Genomic DNA, 25,844 nt, shown 5'->3' on the forward strand with positions numbered 1-25,844 from the left:
AAAGTGATAACACCGCCAATTTGCTACCACCTGTAAACACACTAGACCAGTAAAGAATTTTTGCAACCGGAAAAACGTTAAAAATTACTCATTTATTCGCTAATCGGATCTGTGGGCGGTTGAGAAAATTTCAATCCTGGCCAGGAAATTTTTGCGCAGGCTGAGCTAAAACGACCTCGACTTTATCGTTCATATGCGGGTCGTCTGTTTCCAGCCAAGTCACGCCTGGCCAGCCGTTCAGCCACGTTAGCTGACGTTTCGCAAGTTGTCGGGTGGCAATAATGCCGCGCTCTCTCATTTCGTCGTACGTCAACTCACCTTGTAAGTATTGCCACATTTGGCGATAACCGACACTGCGAATTGAGGGCAAGTCTTTATGTAAATCGCCGCGCTCAAACAGCTTTCTGACTTCGTCCTCAAAAGGTTCTGAGAGCATTTGATCAAAGCGCTGCTCAATACGCTGATGCAATACGGCACGCTCTTTAGGCGCAATTGCGAACTGGTAAACGGGCTTATCCAATTGACCAAAGCGTTCTTTAGTGAGCTCCGTCAGCGTTTTTCCGCTCACTTCATACACCTCCAGTGCGCGCAGGGTTCGCTGAGAATCATTCGGATGAATCCGTTCAGCGCTTACCGGGTCAATATCTTTAAGCCTATTGTGCAAAGCAGCAAGCCCGTCGGCTTCCATTCTTTCAGTAAGGGCTTCACGAACGGTAGCATTGGACTCAGGTAGCTGCGACAACCCTTCGAGTAAAGCTTTGAAGTACAACATAGTGCCACCGACCAGCAACGGAACTTTTCCGCGTGTCTGAATATCATCAATTAGCCGCAGTGCATCGCGCTGAAAATCGGCGGCTGAGTATGTTTCTGACGGGTCGCAGATGTCGATAAGGTGGTGCGTTACTTTAGAACGCTCCTCAGCGGTTGGCTTTGCCGTACCGATATCCATTCCTTGATAAATAAGCGCCGAGTCGACTGAAATAATTTCGCAGTCGAGTTTTTCGCACAGCGCGAGAGACAAAGCTGTCTTTCCTGCGGCTGTTGGTCCGTAAATGGTAATCACCGCATTAGTGGTTTGCATGATATCCCTCTGGTATATCGATAGGCTGGAGGTAGGTAGCAGACGCGTTCAGTTGCTCTTGCCACTGATTTAGCCAATGCTCAGCCTCAGTAGTACTGTATTCATTTTTAGCTACAAGGGCTGTCAGCCACTTTATGACTTGACCGTTTGAGCTCTCTGATACCTGCTCCAGTAGCTGCTTAAATAACAGTGCAACATTGCCTCTACGGAGCATTTCCGGCATTTGCTCTATGACGATTGTGTCTTTTTGGCGGTAGTACATAACACCCAGTTGGTTCAACTGCTGTTCCGGCCATTGACTTACCGGCGTTTTGAATTCCTTTGCCGATACCGTCACAGGCACTAATAACGGCTGTCCGGACAGCCCTCCCTCAACTTGCTGGGTCAGCCTCGTCTGCGCGCAAACGGAATGTACCTGTTGTATGTTCAGCCAGGCCAATGAGTTGGCGTTTTTTATTAATGCCTGATACCCATTAAACAGTGACAGTAAGCGCCAGCTTTTAGCCGAAGAGCTTGTTTTATGAGGGCTTGCGGAACTCGCTACGAAGGAAGGCGATACAGCCTGACTCGAGGCGTTTCCTACCCCACTCTTTACGGCATTAGGCAGCAAGGAACCCATCGCTCTTCGCGGGGCGACAGAATAACGACTGCTTTCGCGCATTGCCGACGTATCGGCCGGCTGGTACTGATGACCGCGCGCACTTTCATAACTGTCGTCGCGAAAAGCAGCAGGCTCTCCCTCGGATGCACTATTCGGTGGCACCTCGGTTAAAGAGCGTAATACACGTTCAATCTGAGTCAGGATAAAGTCGTGCACTTGACGCTGGTAATGAAAACGCACTTCATGTTTAGCCGGATGCACATTCACATCCACTTGTTCGGCTGGCAGTTCGAAATAAAGAATATACGTTGGCACCCGGTCAGCAGGCAGGTACTTTTCGTAAGCCTGACGTACAGCGTGCGCTAAAAGCTTGTCGCGCATCATACGGCCATTAACGAAGAAGTGCTGCACATCGCCCTGATACCGGCAATGTTCAGGCGCCACCATCCAGCCCTTTAACTTGTATTCACCTTCCGGACTTTGTAACTGATACGCCTGCTCAGCAAACTGACCGCCACAAATTTTTGCGACACGCTGCAGCTGTTGCTTTTGAGACTCTGCTTTAGGATACCGCCGCAAGGTTTTGCCGTTATGAGTCAACTGAAATGCCACATCAAATCGACTTAACGCAATACGTTTTATGACTTCGTCAATATGGCTAAACTCGGTTTTTTCTGTGCGCAAAAACTTACGCCGGGCGGGAGTGTTAAAAAACAAATCCTGAATATCGACCGTGGTGCCGTTAGGATGAGCGGCAGGCTCAACATTAACCTGCATGTCGCGGCCTTCTGTCCACGCCTGCCAAGCCTCGCTTTGCTCCGCTGGCTTAGAGGTTAAACGCAGCCGCGACACTGAGCTAATACTTGCCAACGCTTCCCCCCGGAAGCCTAAACTGCCAATGCGCTCTAAGTCTTCTAACGACTGAATCTTACTGGTCGCATGACGACTCAACGCCAGCGTCAACTCGTCACGAACAATTCCCCCACCATTATCGCGAATGCGAATACGCTTACTGCCGCCTTTCTCTATATCTAAAACCAGTTCATCGGCGCCAGCGTCTAACGCATTTTCGACTAATTCTTTCACCACGGATGAAGGACGCTCAACGACCTCACCGGCAGCAATTTGGTTAGCGAGTTCTATGGGTAACTGTTGAATTGGCATTAACGGCTCGGAATTGTCAGTTTTTGCCCAATTTTAAGGACGTTACTTCGTAAGCTATTTTCAGCTTTTATTGCTTTCACTGTCGTGTTGTAGCGCTGAGCCAAAACCGACAACGAATCGCCCGATTTGACGGTGTAAGTAAAGCTGTTTTGATTCGCCAAATAGGTATTGTCTATCGGATTACTCACAAAATACCGGCGAATACCATTGTATAGCGCGCGCGCCATCTTTTGTTGGTGCGCATTACTGGTCAGTAATCGCTCTTCATCCGGGTTAGAAATAAATCCCGTTTCGACCAACAACGACGGCTTATCCGGTGATTTCAGTACAGCAAGACTCGCGGCCTGAGGTCTGGTTTTATGCATCTCCGTGATGGCGGACATTTCGTCAATAATATGTCGAGCCGCGCTGTAAGCCCCTGCAATAGAACTGTCCATCGACATATCCAGAAGTGTTTCGGCCAAGTACGGCTCGTGGCTGTTTTTACTTAAAATGTCCGTCACCCCACCCAGCAGCTCTGACTCTTGCTCTCGGTTCTCAAGCCAACGACCAATTTCTGAGTCAGCCCGACGTTTAGACAATACCCAAACCGAACCACCGCGTGGCTGGGGTGTTCTGAAGGCATCCGCGTGAATCGAGACAAAGAAGTCGGCTTTAGCGTCCCAGGCCTTTTGCGGCCGCTCGTTCAAGCCGATATAGTAATCGCCCGTGCGAACGAGATACGCTTGCATGCCTGGGTCATCATTGATCATTTTTGCCAACGCTCTTGCGATGCGAATCACGACATTCTTTTCGTAAGTGCCTCTAGGACCAATCGAGCCCGGGTCATCACCACCATGACCGGCATCAATCGCGATAGTCACTTTGCGATCTTTCAACTCATCAATCGACTTTGCCGGGCCGCTACGTTCAACTGACTTACCGGGGAGATCAACGACTAAGCGATCTTTGTATGAGTCGTTCGCGGGAAGCACAAAAAGATTAGGCTCTGTTTTCGAATTCAGCTCAATGACTATCCGACTGCTGCGATTATTCTTAGGGCTACTGGTACGCACTTTTCGCACCAATAAAGAATCTTCACCCAGGTTGGTTAACCCGGCTTTCAACCGGGTATTCTCAAAGTCTATGACTAACCGATAGGGTTTCTGCTGACTCAGCATGAAATAGGAGTAATCAGGGGTTTCCGATAAATCGAAAACCACACGAGTTTTGTCCGGCGATGGCCACACCCGGACACTTTCAATACTGTTGTCTGCCCACACACTGAACGAGCATAAGGCGACAAGCACAACCCAAAACTTTTTTATCATAATGATGTAACGATATTTTTTCCGGCGTTAGTTAGCGCATTTATAGTTATTTTTCTGCCTTGCTCATAATAGCTTAAGGCAATTTCAATGTCTGCGTCCGGAAGCCAGCCTGCGCCTTTTTCCGGCCATTCAATAAAGTTGAGCGTGTCGTCGGCAAAGTAGTCACGAATACCCATGTATTCGAGCTCTTCCGGATCGGCCAGGCGGTAAAGGTCGAAATGATGAATGCGCCAACCGCTTAACTGATATGGCTCTACCAGGGTATAGGTTGGACTCTTTACCGCACCCTCATGACCCATCGCCTGAATAACCCCACGGCAAAAAGCTGTTTTACCCGCCCCCAATTCGCCTTCCAGATAAACCACAACGGGCTCTTTTATACTGTTTGCAAAGCGTTTCGCCAATGCCAACGTGGCTTCTTCGTTCGACAATGTTTGCTCGAAAACCTCACTCATTTTACGTTATTTTTCCATTCACTAATTGACGTATATAAGGCAACAAGTCCGACGCTAAGGTTCCGCGCTCACCTTCATTACCCGCTAATTCTCCGGCTCTGGCATGCCATACACCGGCGGCAACAGCCGCATCCGCTTCAGTCATCCCCTGTGCAGCCAGGCCGCTTATCAAGCCAGTCAACAAGTCACCCATACCACCACTGGCCATTGCCGGACTACCAACATCCAGAATAAACTGCCCGCTGTCATTGGTCACTAACGAGCCCGCGCCTTTTAATAAAATTTGCGCTTCGTATGTATCGCGCAAAGCGCTCAATGCTGCAAAGCGGTCAGATTCTACCTTATTTGCATCGGTATTTAATAATCGAGCCGCTTCACCCGGGTGTGGGGTCAGTATGACGTGTTTCCCACGCTTCATTTTGGATTGCTGAGAAGACAAAGTATTCAATCCATCGGCATCAATAACTAATGTCTTATCAGACTGCTGGCAATAATTTGTCACCCACTCAAACATCTTGTGCGACCATTCACTCTGACCAAGACCCGGACCTAAAGCGATGACACTGGCTTGTTCCATTAATGCCTGGAGGTCATTCTGAGAATTGGCCGCGCGTACCATAGCTTCAGGCTGTGCGGCGGCAACAACTGGCTGAACCTCGGGGTGACAAGCGACCGACACTTTACCTGCACCGCAGCGCAGCGCGGCTTTCATTGCCAGCACAACCGCCCCGGACATACCCGGCTGGCCACCAACAATAAGTGCATGACCGTTATTGCCTTTGTGTTCACAGGGGCGTCGCAGAGGTAGCCAATTCATAACATGCTCAGCCGCCATTCTGGTATAGCCAGCGTTGTTTTGCTTCGCAAACGCCTCCCCAATACCCAGGTCTTCCAGCACTAACTGCCCAACATGATTCTTCGCTTTTCCGGTCAACAGCCCTCGTTTATACGCAACTAAGCAAACCGTTTTATAGGCGTGAACAGCGACTCCAGGTACCGAACCTGTATCCGCATTCAATCCCGACGGCACATCCACCGCCAACACTTTTGCAGAAGCGTCATTTAAGTTTTGCACAAGCTCGGCCGCTGTTCCCTCTAAGGCGCGGTTAAGTCCCACACCAAACAGTGCATCAACAATCAGGTCATAATTCTGGGGAGCGCAGTCATGAACGACTTTTTCTTGGCCACCGTTTTCGCGCCAGGCTAAGCGCGCTCGCTCTGCATTATTGTCCGTTTTCGAAGAAAGCGTCTTGTCCGGTGACAGGGCAAACACGTCGACCTGATAGCCGGCTTCCCGCGCCAAGCGGGCGATAATATAGCCGTCACCGCCATTATTGCCCTCACCGCAACATACCGCTATTTTGGCCGGTGCTTTCAGGTCGTTTTGCAGTTGCTTAAACACGGCGGTGCCCGCTGCAGACATCAGCTGCATCATACTAATTGAGCAGGCTTCAGCGGCCGCCTCTTCGCCTTGTTGCACCTGTTCCACGGTGTACACGCGTTGTGCTAAACTGACATTATCAATTGCCGTCATAGCTACTCCTGACCATGTCCAATTCCATTAACTACCAGCAACTGGCCAATGATATTAAGCGTTGGGGCGCAGAGCTGGGTTTTCAAAAAGTGGGTATTACTGACTTAGATCTTAGTCAACATGAAGCCACTTTACAGCAGTGGCTGGACAATGGCTATCACGGCGAAATGGACTTTATGGAGCGCCACGGCATGCTGCGGGCGCGTCCGGCAGAGTTACACCCCGGCTCGGTCAGAGCCATTTCTGTGCGTATGAACTACCTGCCCGTTGAAGCAGGTTTCGCCAAGACGCTAAAAGACGGCAGCAAAGGGTATATTTCCCGCTATGCATTGGGTCGTGATTACCACAAGCTTATGCGCAAACGCTTAAAACAACTCGGCGATCGGATAAAAGCTGAGTTTGACGGTACCGACTTTCGACCTTTTGTCGATTCTGCGCCTATTATGGAAAGGCCTCTTGCCGAAAAAGCCGGTTTAGGCTGGACCGGAAAACACACACTCATTTTAGACAGAGACAGCGGTTCCTGGTTTTTCTTAGGCGAGCTGCTTATCAACCTGCCGCTGCCCGTTGATGAACCCGTTGAAGAAGGTTGCGGCACCTGTACTGCCTGTATGACCATTTGCCCTACTCAAGCCATTGTCGCGCCTTATGAGTTGGATGCGCGACGCTGTATTTCTTATTTAACCATTGAGCTACGCGGCGCCATTCCTGAAGAGTTTCGCCCGCTTATTGGTAACCGCATTTATGGCTGTGACGACTGCCAGCTCATTTGTCCCTGGAACCGCTACGCTCAACTCACCGACGAAGACGACTTTAGTCCTCGTCAGGAGCTGCATTCACCGCAGTTACTCGAGTTATGGGCTTGGACAGAGCAGCAGTTTTTGGACAACTTACAAGGCTCGCCTATTCGCCGCATAGGCTATGAATGTTGGTTGCGAAACTTGGCTGTTGCTTTAGGTAATGCGCCTTCAGACGCCACCATTATAGAAGCTCTCGAGAATAAAACCGAAGGCGTCACCGACATGGTGCAAGAACACATCGACTGGGCGCTGGAGCGTCAGCGCACTGGCGTTGCTGAGGTCACCAAACAGCTGAAACGATTGGTTCGCGCAGTAGAAAAGGGCCTGCCACGAGACGCTTAGTCTGGCTTAAATACGCCAATAACTTGGTCAAACTGACGCTCGCTGCCACCGCCCTGCTCTTTTGGTTCACTAAAGCGGTGTTTGCACTGCACACATTCCACTTGTTCTATGTCGTTTTCAATGAACAACATGAGCGTGTCCATGGCCTCGCATTTCGGGCAAACGGCACCAGCGATAAATCGTTTCTTTTGTCTAGCCACGACAACTCCTGTGTTAGAATTGGCTGCAACGTAGTTAATGATAACGCAGAGTGATTTATGATTCGAGCGCAAAGCATCAGCCTCATGCGTGGTGGTGATGTTTTATTTGAAGACAGCGACTTACAAGTATTTCCGGGACACAAAGTCGGCTTAGTCGGCCGCAATGGCTGTGGGAAGTCATCGCTGTTCTCAATGCTGAAAGGCGAACTCCACGCCGACACCGGCGACTTGCACGTCCCCTCAGAGTGGCGCATTGCCAGCGTGGCACAGGACACACCGGCACTGGAAAAAGCCGCGATTGATTACGTCATGGACGGTGACACCGAATATCGAACCTTAGAATCACAATTAGCCGACGCAGAAGCCGCCAATAACGGCGAGCAAATTGCACACTGCCACGACAAATTAGCCGCCATTGGCGCTTACGATATACAAGCGCGAACCGCGTCACTGATGGCAGGCCTAGGCTTCACTCAATCGCAGTTGCAGCAGCCTGTAAAAGCCTTTTCCGGTGGCTGGCGTATGCGTTTAAACCTGGCTCAAGCACTGATAGCCCGCGCTGATTTAATGCTGCTTGATGAGCCCACTAACCACCTGGACGTCGACGCTATTTTCTGGCTGGAAGGCTGGCTCAAGCAATACGAAGGGACGCTGATTCTTATTTCGCACGACCGCGACTTCCTCGATTCTGTGACCACTGACATAGTCCATATTGAGCATAAGAAGCTGAACACATACAAAGGCAATTACTCGCAATTTGAACGTCAGCGCGCCGAGCATTTGGCCCAGCAGCAAAGTGAATTTGAAAAGGCGCAGGTCATGCGCCAACATCTGCAAAAGTACGTTGACCGCTTTCGCTATAAAGCCAGCAAGGCTAAGCAGGCTCAAAGCCGCCTGAAAGCCATTGAGAAACTACCGACACAAGCACCGCTGCGTGCGGAAAGTGGTATCGACTTTCACTTTTTAGAGCCGGAAAAGCTGCCGAACCCATTACTGACACTGCGGGACGCACAGGCCGGTTACGGCAATACCACCATTCTTGAGCACATCAAACTGAACTTGGTGCCGGGTACCCGCCTGGGGCTTCTTGGCCGCAATGGTGCGGGTAAATCGACGTTAATTAAGCTACTAGCTGGTGAGCTTGAGCCGATGTCCGGTGAGCGCATTGCCAATCCTGGCTTGCGGATTGGTTATTTCGCTCAGCATCAGCTGGAAACACTGGATATGTCCGCGTCCGCGCTGTTGCATTTACAGCGCATGGACAGCCGCGCCAGCGAGCAAGCACTGCGTGACTTTTTAGGTAGCTTTGGGTTTTCCGGTGATCATGCCACACGCCCGGTTGAGCCCATGTCCGGCGGTGAAAAAGCGCGTTTAGCGCTGGCTCTCATTATTTATCAACGGCCTAACTTATTGCTACTTGATGAGCCCACCAACCATTTAGATTTAGGGCTGCGCGACGCTCTGGTTGCGGCCTTGCAAGAGTACGAAGGCGCGTTAATTGTGGTATCGCACGACCGTCACCTATTGCGCACAACGGTCGATGAGTTTTGTCTGGTAGCCGATAAAAAGGCGGAGACCTTCGATGGTGATTTAGATGCATACCATGCCTGGCTGCAGGAGCGAGCCGCTAATGACAAACGAGCAGAGCAAACCGCACCAAGTCGCCAGCGAGACAATCGCAAAGAACAAAAACGCAAAGAAGCGGAAATGCGCCAAAAGACGAAACCGCTGCGTCAGACCATTGAAAAAGCCGAAAAGCGCATACAGGTTTTAGAAAACGAGCTCGCTGAACTGCACGACAAATTGTCTGACAACAGCCTGTATAACGACGATCGAAAAACAGACTTACAAACATTATTAGACAAGCAAACCGCCGCTCAAAAAGAGCTGAGTGAACTGGAAGAAACCTGGATGGAAGCGGAAGAGTCATTGGCAGAGCTGACCGAAACGCTTCAGTCAGAGAGCGACTAAACAGGAGTACTTATGATTATTCCATGGCAAGAAGTGGACACTGAAACCTTGAACAATCTACTTGAGTCCGTGGTGCTGCGTGAAGGTACCGACTATGGTTCGCAGGAGGTGTCATTTGACACCAAAGTTGAGCAACTCAGAGAGCAAGTGAAAAGCGGGGAAGCCGTTATTGTGTTCTCAGAACTACATGAAAGTGTCGACGTAGTGCCCAAAGACCGTGTTACCGGAAACGCGGACGACGAGCAATAAATACCTCTTCCCACGGCACACTTTGATCACCCAACACTAAGAAGTTTGGGTTCAATAAACTGACCGTTCGGTTGTAGGTAATTGGCTCAAAGTTCTCATTCACAATGCGTCCGCCGGCTTCGCCGACAATCACTTGCGAGGCCGCTGTATCCCACTCCCCTGTCGGTCCCAACCGTAAAAAACAGTCCGCTTTGCCCTCAGCGATAAAGCAGGACTTTAAGGAACAACTGCCCGTTGGCAGTGGCTGAAGATCACGTTGGGTTTGCATGCGGCTTAACACCGGCTCCCGCGCCTGACGGCGACTGATGGCAATAATGAGAGGATCAGACTCTGGATTTTGCAGCTTACGGACTGAAATCTTTTGTCGTTCAACGGCGTCTTCCTTAAACGCCCCCTGACCTTTCTCTGCATAATACAACGCTTCACCGACCGGCCAGAAAATAACGCCCATTTCGGGTTCATTATTCGAAACATAGGCGATATTCACCGCGAAATCGCCAGATCGCGCAATAAACTCTTGCGTCCCGTCTATGGGGTCAATAAGAAAGTAAGATTGCCACTTACGGCGTTCATTGTAGTTCTCGTGGTCGCTTTCTTCCGACAATACCGGAATATGAGGGAAGTGCTGCCGCAAGCGATCTTCAATTAATTCACTGGCCACAATGTCAGCCGTCGTCACCGGTGAATCATCACGCTTTTCAGATGTTTTGTAGTCGCGGCGTTCGTACATGGTCATGATGACATCGCCGGCCTCTTTGGCAATCGATTTTAATGTCTCAAGCATCGGCAGACTGACCTCGTTTTCTTAGCAACATCAATAATGCCGCGACACTGCGCGCTTCGGTGAAGTCTGGCTGAGTTAATAAATTATCGGCGTCATCTACCGCCCAGGTGACCTTTTCCAGAGGCTCCGGCTCATCACCGGGCAAGCTCTCAGGATAAAGATCGGTTGCGACAAAGATATGCATTTTTGCGGAGAAGAACTGTGGTGCCATCGACACTTCTGTTAGAAACTCGAGGTTATGACTGCCATAGCCAACTTCTTCTTTTAACTCTCGCTGCGCCGCTTCTTCCGGCGTTTCGCCGGGGTCAATCAAACCTTTCGGGAAACCCAATTGGTAATCGTGAGAGCCCGCCGCGTATTCGCGAATAAGCAGCAATGTTTTGTCGTCCAGACAGGGCACAATCATAACGGCGCCACGACCACTGCCTTTCATGCGTTCAAACTGACGCTGCTCACCGTTGCTAAACTTTAAATCGACCGCTTCAATGCGCAGCAGCCGACTTTGAGCTACCACACGACGGGATAAAATTTGAGGGACTTGCTTCTTTGTCATACAACCATCCAAGTCATTGTCTCTCTTTACTATAACGACTCTGCGTACAGAAAACAGTCTGAATTTACGGTTTTTAGAATGAGTGCTAGTATTCAAGCCATTGTAGCGAATAAAGAAGTGAGCATTATGACAACGCAAAAGCCCGAGACAGAAACCGAATTTGACGTGGTGGTAATTGGTACAGGTCCCGGCGGTGAAGGCGCTGCAATGCAACTTGCCAAAAGTGGTTATAACGTTGCCATTGTTGAACGTCATAAAGCGCTTGGGGGCGGTTGTACGCACTGGGGAACGATTCCATCAAAGGCATTACGGCACTCGGTTAGCCGACTGATTGAATACAACAACAACCCGCTGTTTTCGGGCCCCGGTTGGCAAAGCGGTATGACCTTCAGCCACATTCTGCACTATGCAGAGTCCGTTATTCGCAAGCAGGTTAAGCTGCGCAGCTCATTCTATGAGCGTAATGATGTCACTGTCGTGCACGGCACCGCCTCATTTTTAGACAAGCACCGTATTCGCGTCACGAAGCTGGATGGCTCCGTTGACGACCTGATTACCAAGCACGTCGTGATTGCATCAGGCTCCCGCCCGTACCATCCGGGAGACATCAACTTTGACCACCCGCGTATTTACGACTCCGACAAAGTCTTGTCGCTGTCACACGAGCCAAAAACCATTTTGATTTACGGTGCGGGTGTCATTGGTAGTGAGTACGCCAGTATCTTCCGTGGCATGGGCGTTAAAGTCGACCTGATCAACCAACGCGACCGCTTACTGTCATTTCTGGATGCGGAAATATCGGACGCCCTCAGTTACCACCTACGCAACAGCGGTGTGGTTATTCGCCATAACGAAGAATATGAAAGTATTACTGGCTATGACGACAAAGTGGTACTAAAAACCAAGTCGGGTAAAACCATGGCGGCGGACTGCTTATTATTCGCTAATGGACGCTCGGGTAATATCGAAGACTTGAGCTGCGACGTTGTCGGGCTGGAGCCAAACTATCGTGGTCAGCTGGAGGTCAATGAAAATTACCAAACCTCAGTCGACAACATCTATGCAGTGGGCGACATTATCGGCTATCCCAGCTTAGCCAGCGCAGCGTATGACCAAGGACGTATTTGCGCTTCATCCATTATTAATGGCGAAAGTGACAAAGCCTTAGTCAGCGATATACCGACCGGCATCTATACGATTCCGGAAATCAGCTCCGTTGGTAAAACGGAAGAAGAGTTGACCGAAATGAAGGTGCCTTACGAGGTGGGACGTGCTCAGTTCAAACACTTGGCGCGTGCACAAATTTCCGGCGCTGACGTTGGCTGTTTGAAATTGCTGTTTCACCGTGAAACTCGAGAGCTATTGGGTTTGCACTGCTTTGGCGAACGGGCATCCGAAATTGTTCACATTGGCCAAGCCATTATGGAGCAGAAAAACGGCGGCAACACCATCGACTATTTTGTGAATACCACATTCAACTACCCAACCATGGCCGAAGCTTATCGGGTAGCCGCCTTAAACGGCATTAATCGTCTTGCTTTGTAGGTTTGGAGACGGCCTGAAGCGGTAGCTCTATTCGCACACACAAACCGCCTTCCGGGCGGTTTTTTAATGTGATGCAACCGTCGTGACGGTCAACAATGCGCTTAATAATTGCCAATCCCAGCCCGGAGCCTACGCCACCACGAGCCTTGTCGCCCTGCATAAAGGGCTGGAACAATTTCGCTTGTTGCTCTTCGGGAATACCGGGACCGTCATCGCTGACGCTGAACCACACACTTTTTTGTTTTTTATCGTAGCCGGAGCTGACCAGTACATTTTGCTTACCGTAACGCTCTGCGTTTTCCAGTAAGTTCACAATAACGCGTTTCATGGACAAAGGTCGCAACCAAACTAACGGTAAGTTACCCAACGCCAATTCAAAATGTTTTTCCCAGTTGTCGGGCACGTTGGCAACGGTTTGTTCTATCAGCTCATTGAGTGACTCTCGACTGCTCTTCTCTTGTTGGTCAAGGCGAACATAGTCAATAAACTGATCGATAATGTCATTCATGTCGTCGATGTCTTCAACAATGCCCTGCGCCAGCGTGTCGTCTTCGGGCATCATTTCTGCCGCTAGCCGAATACGCGTCAATGGTGTACGTAAGTCATGTGAAACGCCCGCCATGAGTAAGTTACGGTCGTTTTCCAGCTCGCGAATGCCTTTGGACATGTGGTTAAACGCACGAGTTACCGCCATAACTTCGCTTGCGCCTTTCTCTTCCAACTGCTTAGGAAATTCACCTCGCCCAACTTTTCTCGCTGACTCTTCCAACGCCTTTAACGGACGGTTTAACCAGTTCGCAAACAGCATGCCGCCCAATACACTCGACACGCCAATAAGCAGCAAATACATAATCAGCGGGGAAAATTGTCCTTTTTGCATGCTTTCTAACGGCACCCGTATCCAAAAGTCAGGCGCTTTGGGTGGCTTCACCCAAATAAAAAACTCACTTCCCTGCGACACACGGACAACAGCCTCACCACCTAGCATCGTGCTCATATCGTCAGACAAATAGCCGTAATAAGTAGAGTTAGTCAGGCCATTTTCTCTGGCTTCTGAGTCACTGAATATCTCTATACCTGTTTCTTTCCGGTAGCGCTCGATAAGCTCACGCTCGGTTTCAGGTGAGTGCTGGCGAGGAATAAACATGGTGCGAATATGCTTGGCAATAAGCTCATTAATTTGCTCAATGGAGGGCTTAACCACATAGTTACTCACCATGACGTAAGAAACGACCTGGTTTATCAGCAAAATCAGTGCAAGCAGCGCAACCGTTCTGGCAAACGCTGACTTTGGAAACAGCTTCATTAGCTTTTCAGTTTACCGTCGGGCACAAACACATAGCCGAGTCCCCACACGGTTTGAATATAACGAGGCTTAGTAGGGTCTTCTTCTAACATACGGCGTAAGCGTGACACCTGTACATCGATAGAACGCTCAAGGGCGCTGTAATCACGACCCCGCGCCAAATGCATGAGTTTGTCTCTGGACAATGGCTGGCGGGCATGGGTCACTAAGGCCTTCAGTACCGCAAATTCACCACTGGTTAATGGCATAGGCGTGTCGCCATGGAACATTTCACGGGTACCAAGATTAAGGCGAAACTCGCCAAATTCTATTTCTTGATCTTCCTGTGACGGAGCGCCAGGCGCCTCTGAGCCTCGACGGCGCAGTACCGCTCTAATACGGGCCAATAACTCACGCGGGTTAAACGGCTTAGCCAGGTAGTCATCCGCACCGAGCTCCAGACCAATAATACGATCCACTTCGTCGCCTTTGGCGGTCAGCATAATGACGGGTATGTTATTGCCTTCGTTCCGCAAGCGCTTACAAATCGACAGCCCATCTTCTCCCGGCAGCATGAGATCAAGCACCATCAAATGAAAGTTTTCACGCGTCAGCAAGCGGTCCATCTGCTCAGAGTCCTGCGCCACGCGAACGGTAAAGTTTTGCTCCGTTAAATAGCGCTCCAACAAGCTACGAAGCCGTGCGTCGTCGTCAACTACCAGAACTTTTAATGTTTCCTGCATCATAATTTTAGTATCTCAAGCTGCCATGCCTACCCATAAAGATACACCGCTTTACATACCGAGAGAAGCCAGCTTCTGTTAACAAATGTTTCAGTTATCTTTTCGCTACCGATGCCAGTAGCGTTGCATTTCAACGTATAGGAATGAGGCGGTCCAGGTAATAAGTACAAGCCCCGTTAGACTCTCAATACCCGTTAAAAAACGTAACGCTCCGGTTGGCTCAATATCCCCGAAGCCAACCGTCGTGAATACCGTAAAAGAAAAATACAGCGAGTCCAAAAAACTGCCGTCAAAGTTACCGGTTAAATCACCAAAACCATCTCGATGATGCATCAGGTAATAAGCGACCGCAAAAATAGCAACTTCAATAGTATGTGCAATAAGCGCCAGGAAGACACCAAACATGATGCGAATTTGCGTGAAAACTCGTATATGAGTGATTAGCCAACCAATACGATTTAACGCCTCGTAATGGAACAGTACCGCTAAGCCCACAACTATTGAGTTACATAGAAAAGACACCAACATTATGTCGTTTCCTTTGCATTCCTTAATGCATGCAAGGGCTCGGGGCGAGAAAAATAATATCCCTGGAATTGTGAACAGCCAAGCTTTTCAAGTGTTGCTAACTGCTCGTCGGTTTCAATACCTTCGGCAATAACCTCAATTTCAAGACTCCGACCCAAGGCTAAAATCGTTTGTACTATGGCCGTGGCGTTGCTGTCTTGTGTGAGATCCTGCACAAACGACTGATCGATTTTAAGGCGATTCAACGGCAGCTCTTTTAAGTAACCCAGCGACGCATAGCCCGTTCCAAAGTCATCCAAAGCGAATGTGATACCAGACTCTTTCAGCTCGTGCATGGTTTTAGCCGTTTGCTCAATATCATCAATGAGTAAACTCTCCGTAATTTCCAACTCAATGGCAGACCCTGATACCCCGGCAACTTTCATTTGTTGGTTCATGTCATCAACGAACTTACTGTGCTTAAACTGACTAGCACTTACGTTAATAGCTACTCGTACTGGTTTCTCTGGGTTCAAAGTTTGCAACGTTGGTGTATCCGCTAGTACTTTTTTTACTACGAGCTTATGCACACTGCGCATTAACCCCTCACTTTCCGCCAGCGGAATAAACTCACCCGGCGATATCCAACCTAATTCATCGTCATGCCAGCGCACTAACGCTTCGTAACCCATGCACGTTATTTGATTCGAGCCGCTCACACGTTCGTACTGAGGTTGATAATAGACTTGCAGCGCTTCCTCAGTTATCGCTTTTCTTAACGCAGACAACAATGCCTGCTGGTGCGCAAACCGTCTCTGCAAACCAGCATTAAAGAACTGCAAGTGCGGCCCGCTCGCTTCTTTGGCCTGAGTTAATGCCAAGTCAACGGCTTGTAATATCTCTTTCTCGGAAGCGGCATCTGACAACAACACAACGCCCATACTGACAGACACTTGTTCTTCTTCCCCATCCAGTACATAAGGTGCAGTCAACTTATTCAACAAGGTCGTGAGGCGTTCTCTCAGCTCTTCCACCATGACATAATTGCCATTACGGGGCTGCTGTAAAAACACCATAAACTCATCAGAATTCAGGCGCCCCGCGTCGTCTTGCTGGCGTAATTCTTGTTCCAAACGCTGACCAAACTGAATCAACAGCTCGTCACCCACTCCGTGACCCCGTCTGTCATTCAAGTGCTTGAAGTTATCAATATCGAGCAGAATTAACGCGCCGTCACTGTGCTCTTTCGTATAACGTTTTAACCCCTGACGTAACCTATCGAGCATAAAGCGTCTGTTACCAAGCCCTGTAAGCGGATCAAAGTACGCCAAAGAGTCCAGCTCTTCTTTCATTTGCTTGTATTCGGAGACATCGGTACAAATGCCGCATATGCCGACCAATTCGTCACTAGCATTGTATAAAGGTACTTTGGTAGACCAGTAATGGTGTGGTGTTTTGTCGCCGGGCAGATAATTCACCTCGGCTTGTGCCGAGCGCTCTTGCGTGGAAAGCACTTTTCGGTCTGCCTCAACCAGCTCATCGGCTGTCGTTTTATCAAATAAGTCGTAGTCATCCTTTCCGAGAATATCGCTTTCTTCTCTGTCAAACAGGTCAAGCACTCGCTGGTTCACGTATTCATAGCGTAGTTTCGTATTTTTAATAAAGATATAGGCATCGACACTGCCTAAAATCGTGTCTAACCGTTGTTTATTCTCTTTTAACTCAGACGTTTTCTCACGGACCTTTTTGCGCAATTCGTAGTTAAATAACAGACCAACACATAACCCCAGAGCTAATAATCCGAGTAGCCACCAGAAATAAGTAGGAATTTGAATAGGTTGCTGTTGCGAGCTCCAGTTTTTTATAATTTGGTAGTATTCTGACTGCTTATCGGCTTTTAACTGGCGAATGTCACGATCAATCGTATCCAGCACCTCACTACCGCTACCTTGGCGCATGGCAAAGTACAATTTATTAGGCAAAAACATAATGGGTGTCATTTCAATTTTGCGCGTCGCGACTTGCTGATTTCCGAAAAACTGATTTGTTGCTACCGCATCAGCTTCTTGGTTATTAACGGCTTCAAAGCCTGCCGCAAATGAATTTACAGGGACAAGCTCAGTTGATAGCTCGAAGCTGGCAATAATATTCTGTAGATGTTTTTGCTGCACTGATTCTTTTAATACCGCGACTTTCTTTCCATTAAGGTCAAGAACGTTTGTAATACCCGCTTTTTCACTCGCGTAGATTTGAGACCAACTGAGCAATACGTGCTCACGATGAAAGGACATCCTGTCGCCGCGCGCGGACGTTTTAGCAACGTCCGGCATGATATCAATATCGCCAGCTTCTAACTGACGCAAGCATTGTTCCCACTCACACTCAACCGGAATAAGCTGCCAACCATGACGCTCTGCAATGAGCATTAATAAGTCACCATGAATACCGCTTAGTTCGCCATCTTCATCGAACATGATTTTTGGCGGGTTGTGGTAGACACCGACTTTCAATGCAGTCTCTTGTGCCATTACCGATGCACTGACAACCGCAAACGGTATCAGCAGATATCGGATATAACGCAAAATGAATAGTCGCAAATAATTAACGGTCACGTTTATGCCCTTTACTGTCCGCTAAATAGTCATAAAGTCCATAATACAGCAGCGGAACGACCAGAACGGTTAAGAGCGTCGATGCCGCTAGACCAAACATCAACGAAATGGCTAAACCATTGAATATAGGGTCAGACAAAATGAAGTATGCACCTATCATAGCCGATACTGCCGTTAATACTATTGGTTTTAAACGTACAGCGCCGGAAAGCACCACTGCGTCTTCCAGTGAGTAACCTTCATCGATAAGCTGACGAATAAACACCACCAGCAAAATGGAATTTCGCACAATAATACCGGCTAAGGCGATCATACCTATCATAGAAGTGGCAGTGAATTCTTTCCCCAGTAACCAATGACCCGGCAATATACCCACCAGAGTTAAGGGTATTGGTGACATAATAATTAACGGCATCAAATACGAACGGAATTGAGCAACCAGCAGTACAAATATCATGAAAATACCCACGCTGTACGCAACTCCCATGTCTCGGAAGGTTTCGTAGGTAATTTGCCACTCACCGTCCCACTTAATAGCAACCGGTCCGTTTGCGGAAGGTTGGTTGATAAAAAACTGCTCCGGTGGGTTGTCCATTTCATCAATTAATGAGACCAGCTCAAACATGCCGTATATGGGTGAGTCAGTTTCGCCCGCCATATTTGCCTGCACATAAGTCACCGGCTGCAAGTCTTTGTGGTAACGACTGCCCTGCCACTGCTCTGTTTCCAAAGAGGCAAACGACGATATTGGTACCATAGCACCGTTTTGTGAGCGAACATTAAGCGAGAGTATCTGCTGTTTCTGTGCTTTAGCACCTTCATTTAACTGTACCAGTATAGGGACGGCATACTTCGCTGTGTCTTTATGTAAATAGCCCGCTGGCTGCGCATTAATAAGCAGCATTAATGACTGAGTCACCTGCTGTTGAGAAATGCCCAGTTGTGCGGCACGTTGCCGATCAATCATCAGGAACCAGCGAGCAACGTCATCGGTTACGGTTGAATCTTTGTCGACAAGCCCTCTAACGTCAGACATTTTAGCCAGAATCGTTTCAGCTAAATCAATTTGCTGCTCTGCATTCCCGCCATAAATTTCAGCCACTATTGGTGCTAACACGGGCGGTCCCGGCGGCACTTCAACCACTTTTATTGCCGCTTCAAAAGGCTGAGCTATGTCGGTTAACGACGAGCGTATATCACGGGCAATCTCGTGCGAAGCGCGCTCACGCTCTTCTTTATTTTTTAAATTAATCTGAATATCGCCCTGATTAGGCTGACTCCGCAGATAATACTGACGCACCAAACCATTAAAGTTAATGGGCGATGCCTTCCCCGCATACGCTTGCCAGCTATCCACTTCGTCGACAGTGGTTAAATAATTACCTAGCGCAACCTGCAGTCGCTGCGTTTCTTCCATAGCAGCGTCGTCGGGCATATCAACCACAATTTGCAGCTCTGACTTATTATCAAAGGGCAGCATCTTGAGAATGACACCTTTATACACCGGTAACAGCATCACCAAAATTAATAACGCAAAAACACCGGCACCAAACAGAGCTCGCCTTCCCCTGCGCTTGTCGCCTAACAGCGGTCTTAATAGCTTCTCGAAAACCGCTTTGAGTTTATCTGACGTGCCGGCTGCCGAGTCACTTTCATCTTCACTGTCTTTGCCGCGCTCTTTGTTTAACAGCCGCAGCGCCAGCCAAGGCGCCACAATAAAGGCCATTAACTGAGAAAACACCATGCCGGCAGACGCATTAATCGGAATTGGGCTCATATAAGGGCCCATTAACCCACTGACAAAGGCCATAGGAATTAACGCCGCCATGATGGTCAGCGTTGCCATAATCGTTGGCGACCCCACCTCATCAACGGCTTTGGGAATAGTTTCAGTCAAGGCTTTTTTGGAGTTGCGTACTCGTCGGTGAATGTTCTCAGTAATAACAATGCCGTCATCGACTAAAATGCCAATTGAGAAAATGAGTGCGAACAATGACACCCGGTTTAAGGTAAAGCCCCATGCCCAACTGAACACCAGGGTAAACAGCAGGGTCACCATGACCGCAATGCCGACAATAACGGCCTGGCGCCAGCCCATGCTCAGCAACACCAGCAATATCACCGACACCGTCGCAGAAATAAGATCTGACACTAACTGGTTAAACTTATCGGTCGCTGTTTTACCATAGTCGCGCGTAACAGATACCTCTATATCCGGCGGGAGCAGTTCGTTCTTTAATTCAGCCAGCCGCTGCCGAACCGCATTGGTTATATCAATGGCATTTTCGCCCGGCTTTTTAGACACCGCCAACGTCACCGCCGGATACACCTGAGAGTCGTTATCTACACCACCCATTAAAGCAGACTGCGCCGGTTGGCTACCGCTGTCTTTAACAGCAGCAACATCGGTCAGATAAATGGGGCGCCCCTTCTCGGTGCCGACCACTAAAGACTTCATATCATCGACTGACTGCAGAAAGCCACCGGCCTGAAACGGTACCGACAAGCCATTTTGCGTTACCCGCGTTTCCGGCCCCGCAGTATTTGACGCATCGATGGCTTGTTTTATGTCTAACACCGTTAAGCCGTAACCCGAAAGCTTACTGCTATCCACTTCAACATTGACATGCTGACGTACAGCACCGTGCGTTTTAATGTCACGCGTACCCGGAATTTGTTTTAACGCAATTTCCAGCCGGTGCGCCAACGCCGTTAATTGCTCCGCGCTTTTTACCTGATCTTTGTCGTAAAGTGTGAGCGTCATTATCGGCACGTCATCAATGCTGCGGGGTTTTACCACCGGCTGCATAACACCTAGCCCCGGAGGGAACCAGTCGACGTTCGACTGTGTCTTGTTGTAAAGCGTAACCAGCGCTTCCTGCCTGGGCACGCCCACCTCAAACTGCACCGTCAGTACCGCCTGACCTGCACGAGACACCGAGTAAACGTGCTCTACTTTAGGCATTTCGCTGAGAATTTGCTCACCCGGTATGGCAATAAGCTGCTCAACCTCCTGCATAGAAGCGCCGGGAAAGCCCACCATAATGTCAGCCATGGTGACGTCAATTTGCGGCTCTTCTTCTTTCGGGGTAATGAGCACAGCCACAATCCCCATAACAATGCCAAGCAAGCATATGAGTGGAGTGAGTTCCGAACGCTGGAAAATATCGGCGATAACGCCAGACGGCCCCAGCTTTTTATCGCTGTTACTCATCGAGCATGGCCTCCGCGGACGCGAGAACTTGCTCGCCTTCGGCTAAGCCAGCCAGTATTTCCACCTGACCGTTTGTGCGTTCACCAACGCGCACCTGCCGCAGCTGAGGCGTATCGCTTTCCCCCAAAACATACACTCCCCGAAATTCGCCTTCTATCAATAAAGCGTTTTTGGGTACAAGCAAGGCATTACGTTCACCAACCGCCACTTTCACTTTTACCAACATACCAGGGAATAAGGCGCCTTCGGGATCGTGTAAGTTCAAACGCAGTCGGAATGTGTGTGACTGCTCACTTGCGTAGGGGTAAAAAGTCATAGAGGCAATCGACAATTCTCGACCATCATCAGTAACAACGTCTGCTTTGCGGTTATCGCGCACGTAACTTGCGTATTGCTGAGGTAACTCGGTAACCACTCTTAGCTGTTCCAGTGAAAGCCCTGACATCAGCGGCTGACCCGGTTGAACTGACTCGCCTAATTCAACAAAACGTTCCGTAACAATACCGGCGTATGGCGCTCGCACTTCGGTGTAGCTCAACTGCTTTTGAGCTTCTTCTACCGCGGCTTTTGCGTCAGAGACGCCAGCTTTTCTGGTTTCCAGTTGCGTTTCTGCCTCATCTTTTTCAGCTTCTGAAGCGACATTCTGTTCATACAGTTCACTAATGCGCTTAAAACGTTTTTGCGCATCGCTCAATGTCGCCTGAGCGCTTTCTAAATTCGCTTCCGCTCGATTCAGTCGCGCTTTTTGTTCTGTGGCATCCAGGCGCACAATGAGCTGGTTGGCAGCTACCGCATCGTCGACATCCACCGGTAGCTCAACAATAGTCCCCGAGGTTTGCGCTGACACAGTGCTTTGGTTAATAGCCTCAACCACGCCTTCCAGGCTTAACGCTTCATTGATTGGCTGCTTTATTACGGTGAACGACTCTTGAGCCAAAGCCGGTGATCCTAGTAGACCGGCCAGCAGAAACGCCGTTAGCGCCGACTTAAAAATATCCGTTTTCATGACATTCACCGAAATGTGTTGTTGAGTTTCTTCGATAGTAACACTACTTGCATCAAGTGTAATAGAGGCTTCAGATAGGTCAAATTTGTTGATGGAACAGGAAGTTAGGCAAGTTACCAGAAGGCTCAAATTTCGCGGATACGTTTGTAGTGCAAACGATACAAAGCTGCCAGCATTAAACAGATAAGCCCCGGCACAAGCAGGGCTTGGAACTGCAGCTGTGTGAACAAATAGGCGCCCGACGTTCCGTCACTGATAAAGCCGGCAATAATGAGCCCAAACAATATCGCTTTTCTTTTATCAAAGACTTCGCCACGCATGATGGCGCCAAACATGATACCTAAATCAGTAAATATACCGGTCAGGTGGGTGGTTCGCACAATGGCACCACTATAGGTCGTCGCCAAGGCGTTCTGCATGCCGCAAGCCAATGAAGCAGTGTAATGTCCGTAAATAGACCCTTCGGACAGCAAGTAAAAAGAGGCAAATATCAGCAGTGACTCTAGCGCAAGCGCCGTATCGTAATGCCGGCCAAGCTTTAATCGTGTTCCGTGAAGTAAAAAACCCGAAAGACCTGCGCCAACAAAAAACGAGAACAGCACTCCCGCTAAATGCAAAATATCCCCGAAAGAGCTAGTCAACATACTGGTACCAAATAACGTGGCAGTACCTGAAACATGAGACACCGCTTGGTGCTCAAAGCCAAGCAAACCAATCGCGTTAATGCACCCGGCAACAAAGGCTAGCACAAACGCCCCGTACTCAATCCATTTAGGCAGTTTAGATATCAATGCTTTTTGTCCTTTCTAGGATGACGACACCACCCTATTCCGCCCGTCGCGCTTGCCTTCATACAGTCTGTTGTCGGCGCGGGTAATGAGTGCATCGAGGTCGTCTTCCGGAGTGGCAACAGCAACGCCTATGGTCACGCTCAGTTGCAGGTCTTTAAATTCATTGTCTAAAGAGAGTGCTTCGACATTGTGCTTTAAGCGCTCGGCCACGACAGTGGCATCAGCAGGGCTTGTATGGGGCAAACCGACAACAAATTCCTCACCACCAAAGCGGCCAATAATGTCGGTTGGACGAAGTGACTGCTGACATACTGCGGCTATTTTGGTCAGAATGACGTCGCCACGAGTGTGACCCCAAGTGTCATTAATTTTCTTGAAATGATCGACGTCTATCATGAACAAACAAAACGACGCACCTTCCAACCGAGACCGTTGCAGCAGAGCTTCCGCCCGCTTCATAAAGTGACTTCGGCTGTCCACACCGGTCAGCGTGTCACGTTCTGCCACCATACGGAGCTGCGCCTCCAGCGACTTGCGGTGCTTAATTTCCTGAAGCAAGTTCCGGTTTTGATCACGTTCTTCATTCAGTAACGCATATTGCTTTCGCTGCAGCCGCTCTAAGCGCCGAAGTGACGAATAGCCGACGATATTGGCCATTGCAATTAACAGACCTATCCGAACAGCCCCTTCCGCACTCACTCCGGCATACATCATCGCGGCTGCCAAAAAGGTAATACTCACAAACGCGCTCGCCAGCGCCGCTACCGTCAATAAATTAGGAATCAGCAAATAGAACGCGATTAAAGCAACTACAATGGCAGTAACCTGAGTGCCAATGCTCTCCGGACGCAGTGGCACAATAAGAATAATACCTATCGCAAAAATCCAAAGCGGCAAGGCGTGTAGCCAGGCTTTTTTAGCATAACCGCCGGTTTTGCCAATAATAAACGCTATCGCTAGACACGAGCTCACTACCGTAATACGCATGGTCAGCAGCAAGTAGTATTCTTGAGTAAGCCCGAGAAGGTTGTAGTCGGTAATGCCGAACATGGCAAAAATAGCGGACGCCAGAATTAACGCCAGCCGCGCGTCAGAGCGAACATTGGGGGCAATAAAGTATCGGTAATTTAGCTCTTTTTGCCTATCGCAAAACTGACCCGTTAGCCAATGTATGTCATTTTGTTCTTGTTGTTGTGACAAATGCTTTCCCTGCTAAAGCAGTTTCAATTGAACGAGTAATGGCTAATTTTGACCTTTTTTACGTCGCTTTGCAGTATTTTTTTAACGTTTTACAAACAAAAACATTACCCTTTCAACGCGTGAACCGTCTTTTCCGTATCGCTAATATTCTCGGTCAGTTCATCAAGCAGCCTTTGATATTCCGCAGACTGTTGACCCAGCTGGGTGTTCTTTACAGCGGTTTCCAGCGCTTCATCTTCCTGCAGGCACTTATCCAGAATCGCGTTTTTCGCATCGACCGAGAACAATTTTGTCAGTTCACCTTCAATCACCTGCATCAACGTTTTGTCGGGGTCGGGTTTGGCCGGCAGCTCTCCCAGCTCTTTAACAACCTTTTCAAACGGCTCTATAAAAGACGCTCGTTCGTCAGCAATGGTCTCTAATTTATTCGCCAGCTCACCGTCTTCCAGCACGTTCGCTATTTCTCGGTAGTAGTCCTTGGTCTCAACAATCAGCTTTAGAATTTCGATACTATCGGCCTGATCATCTGTGCGTAAAATCGGCATATTATTCCTTGCTCTTCGTTGGATTCGGCATATCGCCCACAATAACCTCTATTGCTTTCGGTATCACCTCAAATTCAGCGGGCGTATCGGTTTTATGTTCACCATCGGCATGAATTTGCTTGGGTTTTGACGCCTTAACACTCATTTTTTGGACTTTTTTACACACCACACGCTCGGCCACCCGCAAGTTACCATTTCGCAAATTAAAACCCAGTAACAGCAACTGCCACCAGCGCTGAGGCTTCAAACAAAATAAGTTCAGTTGCCCATCTAACAGGGTCGAGTCTTCGCCCACAATATTGCCGCCACCGTAAAAGCGACCATTACCCACCGCTAAGTGAATTGCTCTTAAGCGCTCTTCGTCGCCGTCAGCGCTTATACTGACCCTGAAGCTTTTATTGCGTTTAATGACACGAATAAAGGCACCAAGATACGCGAACACACCAAAGTACTTTTTCATGTCTGAGGTAAGCTCGTGCGTGACCTCTACACCCAGCCCAATATGCGCCACATTCACAAAGTAGTGGTTATTCACCTTTGCAAGGTTAATGCGCTCACGCTTGTCGTTCGCAATAACCCGGGCTGCTTGCACAATATCCTGCGGGACGCCTAACGAACGCGCTAAGTCATTCGCCGTGCCCATCGGCAAAATCGCCAAGGTCTGATTGTATTTATGAGCTGGCTCTAACGCTGCACTAATGGTTCCGTCACCACCGGCGACTATAATGACACCGTTTTCCTTGTCGTAATTTTCAATGCAGGACACCATATCCGAGGGACTTTCCGTCACACACACGTCTACTTCAACGCCAGCGCTCCGAAATAACGCAATAGCGTCGTCAAGCTCGTCAGCGTGACCATCACGACTTTTCGGGTTCACCACTAACAGCGCATGCTGCATTGTTCAGTCCGTTTTTTGTAAGTGTTGATTTCACTATAAGGGCTTTGCAGAGGAGCTTCAAAGCACTGACGGAATTTTTACGCTATTGAGGGTGGTGAGGCTGGCTCAATCTAGTGATAAAGTAGGCATCAAATATCAGCTGCCGAACGAGAAAAAGACACCGACAGCCAGCTCAGCCCAAACATAAATAAAGCCCAGTAAGACGACAATGGCTGCATGCCGGAATTGCTTTTTGGACAGTTTTCGAGCGAGAAGTATTAGCGAAGAGCCAACCACTAACAATAACGCACCCATTATCACGAAACCGGAGAGAGCCCACTGAACATCGTTGCTAAACTGCATGGCAACCAACGGGATAAATAGAAGGCCGCAGGTCGTCAGTAAGACCCAGGCAAAGGCGGTTTTTTGTTGTAATATTTCTCTCATGGCTTTATTCCTTTAGTCGTGGTCC

General features: G+C 49.0%; 23 protein-coding genes. 4 read left to right on the plus strand and 19 right to left on the minus strand.

Annotated features, from left to right (window positions below; translation table 11 throughout):
• Positions 1-130: 130 nt before the first annotated feature.
• From miaA to CEW91_RS11040, 5 genes are read right to left on the minus strand one after another with little or no spacing between them, the layout of a single operon-like run.
• Entirely contained in the window at positions 131-1,081 is a 951-nt protein-coding gene (gene miaA / locus CEW91_RS11020; RefSeq protein WP_088769025.1) for a tRNA (adenosine(37)-N6)-dimethylallyltransferase MiaA, read from the minus strand.
• The gene (gene mutL, locus CEW91_RS11025; RefSeq protein WP_088769027.1) at positions 1,068-2,846 is read right to left on the minus strand and encodes a DNA mismatch repair endonuclease MutL; all 1,779 of its coding nucleotides are present in this window, start codon (positions 2,844-2,846) and stop codon (positions 1,068-1,070) included. The genes miaA and mutL overlap by 14 nt, the downstream gene beginning before the upstream one ends.
• A complete protein-coding gene (locus CEW91_RS11030; protein WP_088769029.1) occupies positions 2,846-4,156 on the minus strand; it encodes an N-acetylmuramoyl-L-alanine amidase in 1,311 nt (436 codons plus the stop codon). The genes mutL and CEW91_RS11030 overlap by 1 nt, the downstream gene beginning before the upstream one ends.
• The gene (gene tsaE / locus CEW91_RS11035) at positions 4,153-4,611 is read right to left on the minus strand and encodes a tRNA (adenosine(37)-N6)-threonylcarbamoyltransferase complex ATPase subunit type 1 TsaE (RefSeq protein ID WP_088769031.1); all 459 of its coding nucleotides are present in this window, start codon (positions 4,609-4,611) and stop codon (positions 4,153-4,155) included. The genes CEW91_RS11030 and tsaE overlap by 4 nt, the downstream gene beginning before the upstream one ends.
• Position 4,612: 1 nt before the next feature.
• Positions 4,613-6,145 (minus strand): NAD(P)H-hydrate dehydratase, encoded by a 1,533-nt coding sequence (locus CEW91_RS11040; RefSeq protein ID WP_088769033.1) that lies wholly within the window; start codon positions 6,143-6,145, stop codon positions 4,613-4,615.
• Between the two features lie 14 nt (positions 6,146-6,159).
• Here CEW91_RS11040 and queG point away from each other — a divergent pair, with 14 nt between their 5' ends.
• Positions 6,160-7,287, plus strand: a complete 1,128-nt coding sequence (gene queG, locus CEW91_RS11045) for a tRNA epoxyqueuosine(34) reductase QueG (protein WP_088769035.1) — start codon at positions 6,160-6,162, stop codon at positions 7,285-7,287.
• Here queG and CEW91_RS11050 read toward each other — a convergent pair.
• The gene (locus CEW91_RS11050) at positions 7,284-7,487 is read right to left on the minus strand and encodes a YheV family putative zinc ribbon protein (RefSeq protein ID WP_053953135.1); all 204 of its coding nucleotides are present in this window, start codon (positions 7,485-7,487) and stop codon (positions 7,284-7,286) included. The genes queG and CEW91_RS11050 overlap by 4 nt on opposite strands.
• 57 nt (positions 7,488-7,544) lie before the next feature.
• Between CEW91_RS11050 and CEW91_RS11055 the strand changes: the two genes are divergently transcribed.
• Entirely contained in the window at positions 7,545-9,458 is a 1,914-nt protein-coding gene (locus tag CEW91_RS11055; protein WP_088769037.1) for an ATP-binding cassette domain-containing protein, read from the plus strand.
• A gap of 12 nt (positions 9,459-9,470) precedes the next feature.
• Positions 9,471-9,707: a YheU family protein gene (locus tag CEW91_RS11060; protein ID WP_088769039.1), complete on the plus strand. Its 237-nt coding sequence runs from the start codon at positions 9,471-9,473 to the stop codon at positions 9,705-9,707.
• Here CEW91_RS11060 and cysQ read toward each other — a convergent pair.
• Together cysQ and nudE are read right to left on the minus strand one after the other, a co-directional pair.
• Positions 9,679-10,491, minus strand: a complete 813-nt coding sequence (gene cysQ / locus CEW91_RS11065) for a 3'(2'),5'-bisphosphate nucleotidase CysQ (protein ID WP_088769041.1) — start codon at positions 10,489-10,491, stop codon at positions 9,679-9,681. The genes CEW91_RS11060 and cysQ overlap by 29 nt on opposite strands.
• Positions 10,484-11,044, minus strand: a complete 561-nt coding sequence (gene nudE, locus CEW91_RS11070; RefSeq protein WP_088769043.1) for an ADP compounds hydrolase NudE — start codon at positions 11,042-11,044, stop codon at positions 10,484-10,486. The genes cysQ and nudE overlap by 8 nt, the downstream gene beginning before the upstream one ends.
• 126 nt (positions 11,045-11,170) lie before the next feature.
• Here nudE and sthA point away from each other — a divergent pair, with 126 nt between their 5' ends.
• Entirely contained in the window at positions 11,171-12,589 is a 1,419-nt protein-coding gene (gene sthA / locus CEW91_RS11075) for a Si-specific NAD(P)(+) transhydrogenase (RefSeq protein ID WP_088769412.1), read from the plus strand.
• Here the strand turns inward: sthA and envZ are convergent.
• From envZ to CEW91_RS11130, 11 genes are all read right to left on the minus strand, one after another.
• On the minus strand, positions 12,570-13,895 hold the full coding sequence (gene envZ / locus CEW91_RS11080) for a two-component system sensor histidine kinase EnvZ (protein WP_088769045.1): 1,326 nt from the start codon (positions 13,893-13,895) through the stop codon (positions 12,570-12,572). The two genes, sthA and envZ, sit on opposite strands and share 20 nt — an antisense overlap.
• Positions 13,895-14,620: an osmolarity response regulator transcription factor OmpR gene (gene ompR, locus CEW91_RS11085; RefSeq protein ID WP_157776086.1), complete on the minus strand. Its 726-nt coding sequence runs from the start codon at positions 14,618-14,620 to the stop codon at positions 13,895-13,897. Before ompR ends, envZ begins: the two co-directional genes overlap by 1 nt.
• 102 nt (positions 14,621-14,722) lie before the next feature.
• Positions 14,723-15,145 carry a potassium channel family protein gene (locus CEW91_RS11090; RefSeq protein WP_088769047.1) on the minus strand — a complete coding sequence of 141 codons (423 nt, stop codon included), beginning with the start codon at positions 15,143-15,145 and terminating at the stop codon, positions 14,723-14,725.
• The gene (locus CEW91_RS11095; protein WP_232506966.1) at positions 15,145-17,736 is read right to left on the minus strand and encodes an EAL domain-containing protein; all 2,592 of its coding nucleotides are present in this window, start codon (positions 17,734-17,736) and stop codon (positions 15,145-15,147) included. Before CEW91_RS11095 ends, CEW91_RS11090 begins: the two co-directional genes overlap by 1 nt.
• Positions 17,726-20,950, minus strand: coding sequence for an efflux RND transporter permease subunit (locus CEW91_RS11100; protein ID WP_088769049.1), 3,225 nt, complete (start codon positions 20,948-20,950; stop codon positions 17,726-17,728). The genes CEW91_RS11095 and CEW91_RS11100 overlap by 11 nt, the downstream gene beginning before the upstream one ends.
• The gene (locus tag CEW91_RS11105; protein WP_088769051.1) at positions 20,943-21,956 is read right to left on the minus strand and encodes an efflux RND transporter periplasmic adaptor subunit; all 1,014 of its coding nucleotides are present in this window, start codon (positions 21,954-21,956) and stop codon (positions 20,943-20,945) included. The genes CEW91_RS11100 and CEW91_RS11105 overlap by 8 nt, the downstream gene beginning before the upstream one ends.
• A 125-nt stretch (positions 21,957-22,081) precedes the next feature.
• Positions 22,082-22,747 carry a YoaK family protein gene (locus CEW91_RS11110; protein WP_088769052.1) on the minus strand — a complete coding sequence of 222 codons (666 nt, stop codon included), beginning with the start codon at positions 22,745-22,747 and terminating at the stop codon, positions 22,082-22,084.
• Between the two features lie 15 nt (positions 22,748-22,762).
• Positions 22,763-23,947 carry a GGDEF domain-containing protein gene (locus CEW91_RS11115; protein ID WP_088769054.1) on the minus strand — a complete coding sequence of 395 codons (1,185 nt, stop codon included), beginning with the start codon at positions 23,945-23,947 and terminating at the stop codon, positions 22,763-22,765.
• 104 nt (positions 23,948-24,051) lie between these two features.
• On the minus strand, positions 24,052-24,492 hold the full coding sequence (locus CEW91_RS11120) for a hypothetical protein (protein WP_088769056.1): 441 nt from the start codon (positions 24,490-24,492) through the stop codon (positions 24,052-24,054).
• 1 nt (position 24,493) lies between these two features.
• Positions 24,494-25,393, minus strand: a complete 900-nt coding sequence (locus tag CEW91_RS11125) for a lipid kinase (protein ID WP_088769058.1) — start codon at positions 25,391-25,393, stop codon at positions 24,494-24,496.
• A 135-nt stretch (positions 25,394-25,528) separates the two neighbouring features.
• Positions 25,529-25,819 (minus strand): hypothetical protein, encoded by a 291-nt coding sequence (locus tag CEW91_RS11130; protein WP_088769060.1) that lies wholly within the window; start codon positions 25,817-25,819, stop codon positions 25,529-25,531.
• Positions 25,820-25,844 lie beyond the last annotated feature (25 nt).

The organism is Idiomarina piscisalsi, assembly GCF_002211765.1.
In the GTDB taxonomy this organism is placed as follows: domain Bacteria; phylum Pseudomonadota; class Gammaproteobacteria; order Enterobacterales; family Alteromonadaceae; genus Idiomarina; species Idiomarina piscisalsi_A.

What these genes read in the sequence shown, in the direction of transcription:
- miaA (WP_088769025.1), bottom strand. Translation starts at nt 1,081, where the DNA reads ATGCAAACCACTAATGCGGTGATTACCATTTACGGACCAACAGCCGCA.
- mutL (WP_088769027.1), bottom strand. Translation starts at nt 2,846, where the DNA reads ATGCCAATTCAACAGTTACCCATAGAACTCGCTAACCAAATTGCTGCC.
- CEW91_RS11030 (WP_088769029.1), bottom strand. Translation starts at nt 4,156, where the DNA reads ATGATAAAAAAGTTTTGGGTTGTGCTTGTCGCCTTATGCTCGTTCAGT.
- tsaE (WP_088769031.1), bottom strand. Translation starts at nt 4,611, where the DNA reads ATGAGTGAGGTTTTCGAGCAAACATTGTCGAACGAAGAAGCCACGTTG.
- CEW91_RS11040 (WP_088769033.1), bottom strand. Translation starts at nt 6,145, where the DNA reads ATGACGGCAATTGATAATGTCAGTTTAGCACAACGCGTGTACACCGTG.
- queG (WP_088769035.1), top strand. Translation starts at nt 6,160, where the DNA reads ATGTCCAATTCCATTAACTACCAGCAACTGGCCAATGATATTAAGCGT.
- CEW91_RS11055 (WP_088769037.1), top strand. Translation starts at nt 7,545, where the DNA reads ATGATTCGAGCGCAAAGCATCAGCCTCATGCGTGGTGGTGATGTTTTA.
- CEW91_RS11060 (WP_088769039.1), top strand. Translation starts at nt 9,471, where the DNA reads ATGATTATTCCATGGCAAGAAGTGGACACTGAAACCTTGAACAATCTA.
- cysQ (WP_088769041.1), bottom strand. Translation starts at nt 10,491, where the DNA reads ATGCTTGAGACATTAAAATCGATTGCCAAAGAGGCCGGCGATGTCATC.
- nudE (WP_088769043.1), bottom strand. Translation starts at nt 11,044, where the DNA reads ATGACAAAGAAGCAAGTCCCTCAAATTTTATCCCGTCGTGTGGTAGCT.
- sthA (WP_088769412.1), top strand. Translation starts at nt 11,171, where the DNA reads ATGACAACGCAAAAGCCCGAGACAGAAACCGAATTTGACGTGGTGGTA.
- envZ (WP_088769045.1), bottom strand. Translation starts at nt 13,895, where the DNA reads ATGAAGCTGTTTCCAAAGTCAGCGTTTGCCAGAACGGTTGCGCTGCTT.
- ompR (WP_157776086.1), bottom strand. Translation starts at nt 14,620, where the DNA reads ATGATGCAGGAAACATTAAAAGTTCTGGTAGTTGACGACGACGCACGG.
- CEW91_RS11090 (WP_088769047.1), bottom strand. Translation starts at nt 15,145, where the DNA reads ATGTTGGTGTCTTTTCTATGTAACTCAATAGTTGTGGGCTTAGCGGTA.
- CEW91_RS11100 (WP_088769049.1), bottom strand. Translation starts at nt 20,950, where the DNA reads ATGAGTAACAGCGATAAAAAGCTGGGGCCGTCTGGCGTTATCGCCGAT.
- CEW91_RS11105 (WP_088769051.1), bottom strand. Translation starts at nt 21,956, where the DNA reads ATGAAAACGGATATTTTTAAGTCGGCGCTAACGGCGTTTCTGCTGGCC.
- CEW91_RS11120 (WP_088769056.1), bottom strand. Translation starts at nt 24,492, where the DNA reads ATGCCGATTTTACGCACAGATGATCAGGCCGATAGTATCGAAATTCTA.
- CEW91_RS11125 (WP_088769058.1), bottom strand. Translation starts at nt 25,393, where the DNA reads ATGCAGCATGCGCTGTTAGTGGTGAACCCGAAAAGTCGTGATGGTCAC.
- CEW91_RS11130 (WP_088769060.1), bottom strand. Translation starts at nt 25,819, where the DNA reads ATGAGAGAAATATTACAACAAAAAACCGCCTTTGCCTGGGTCTTACTG.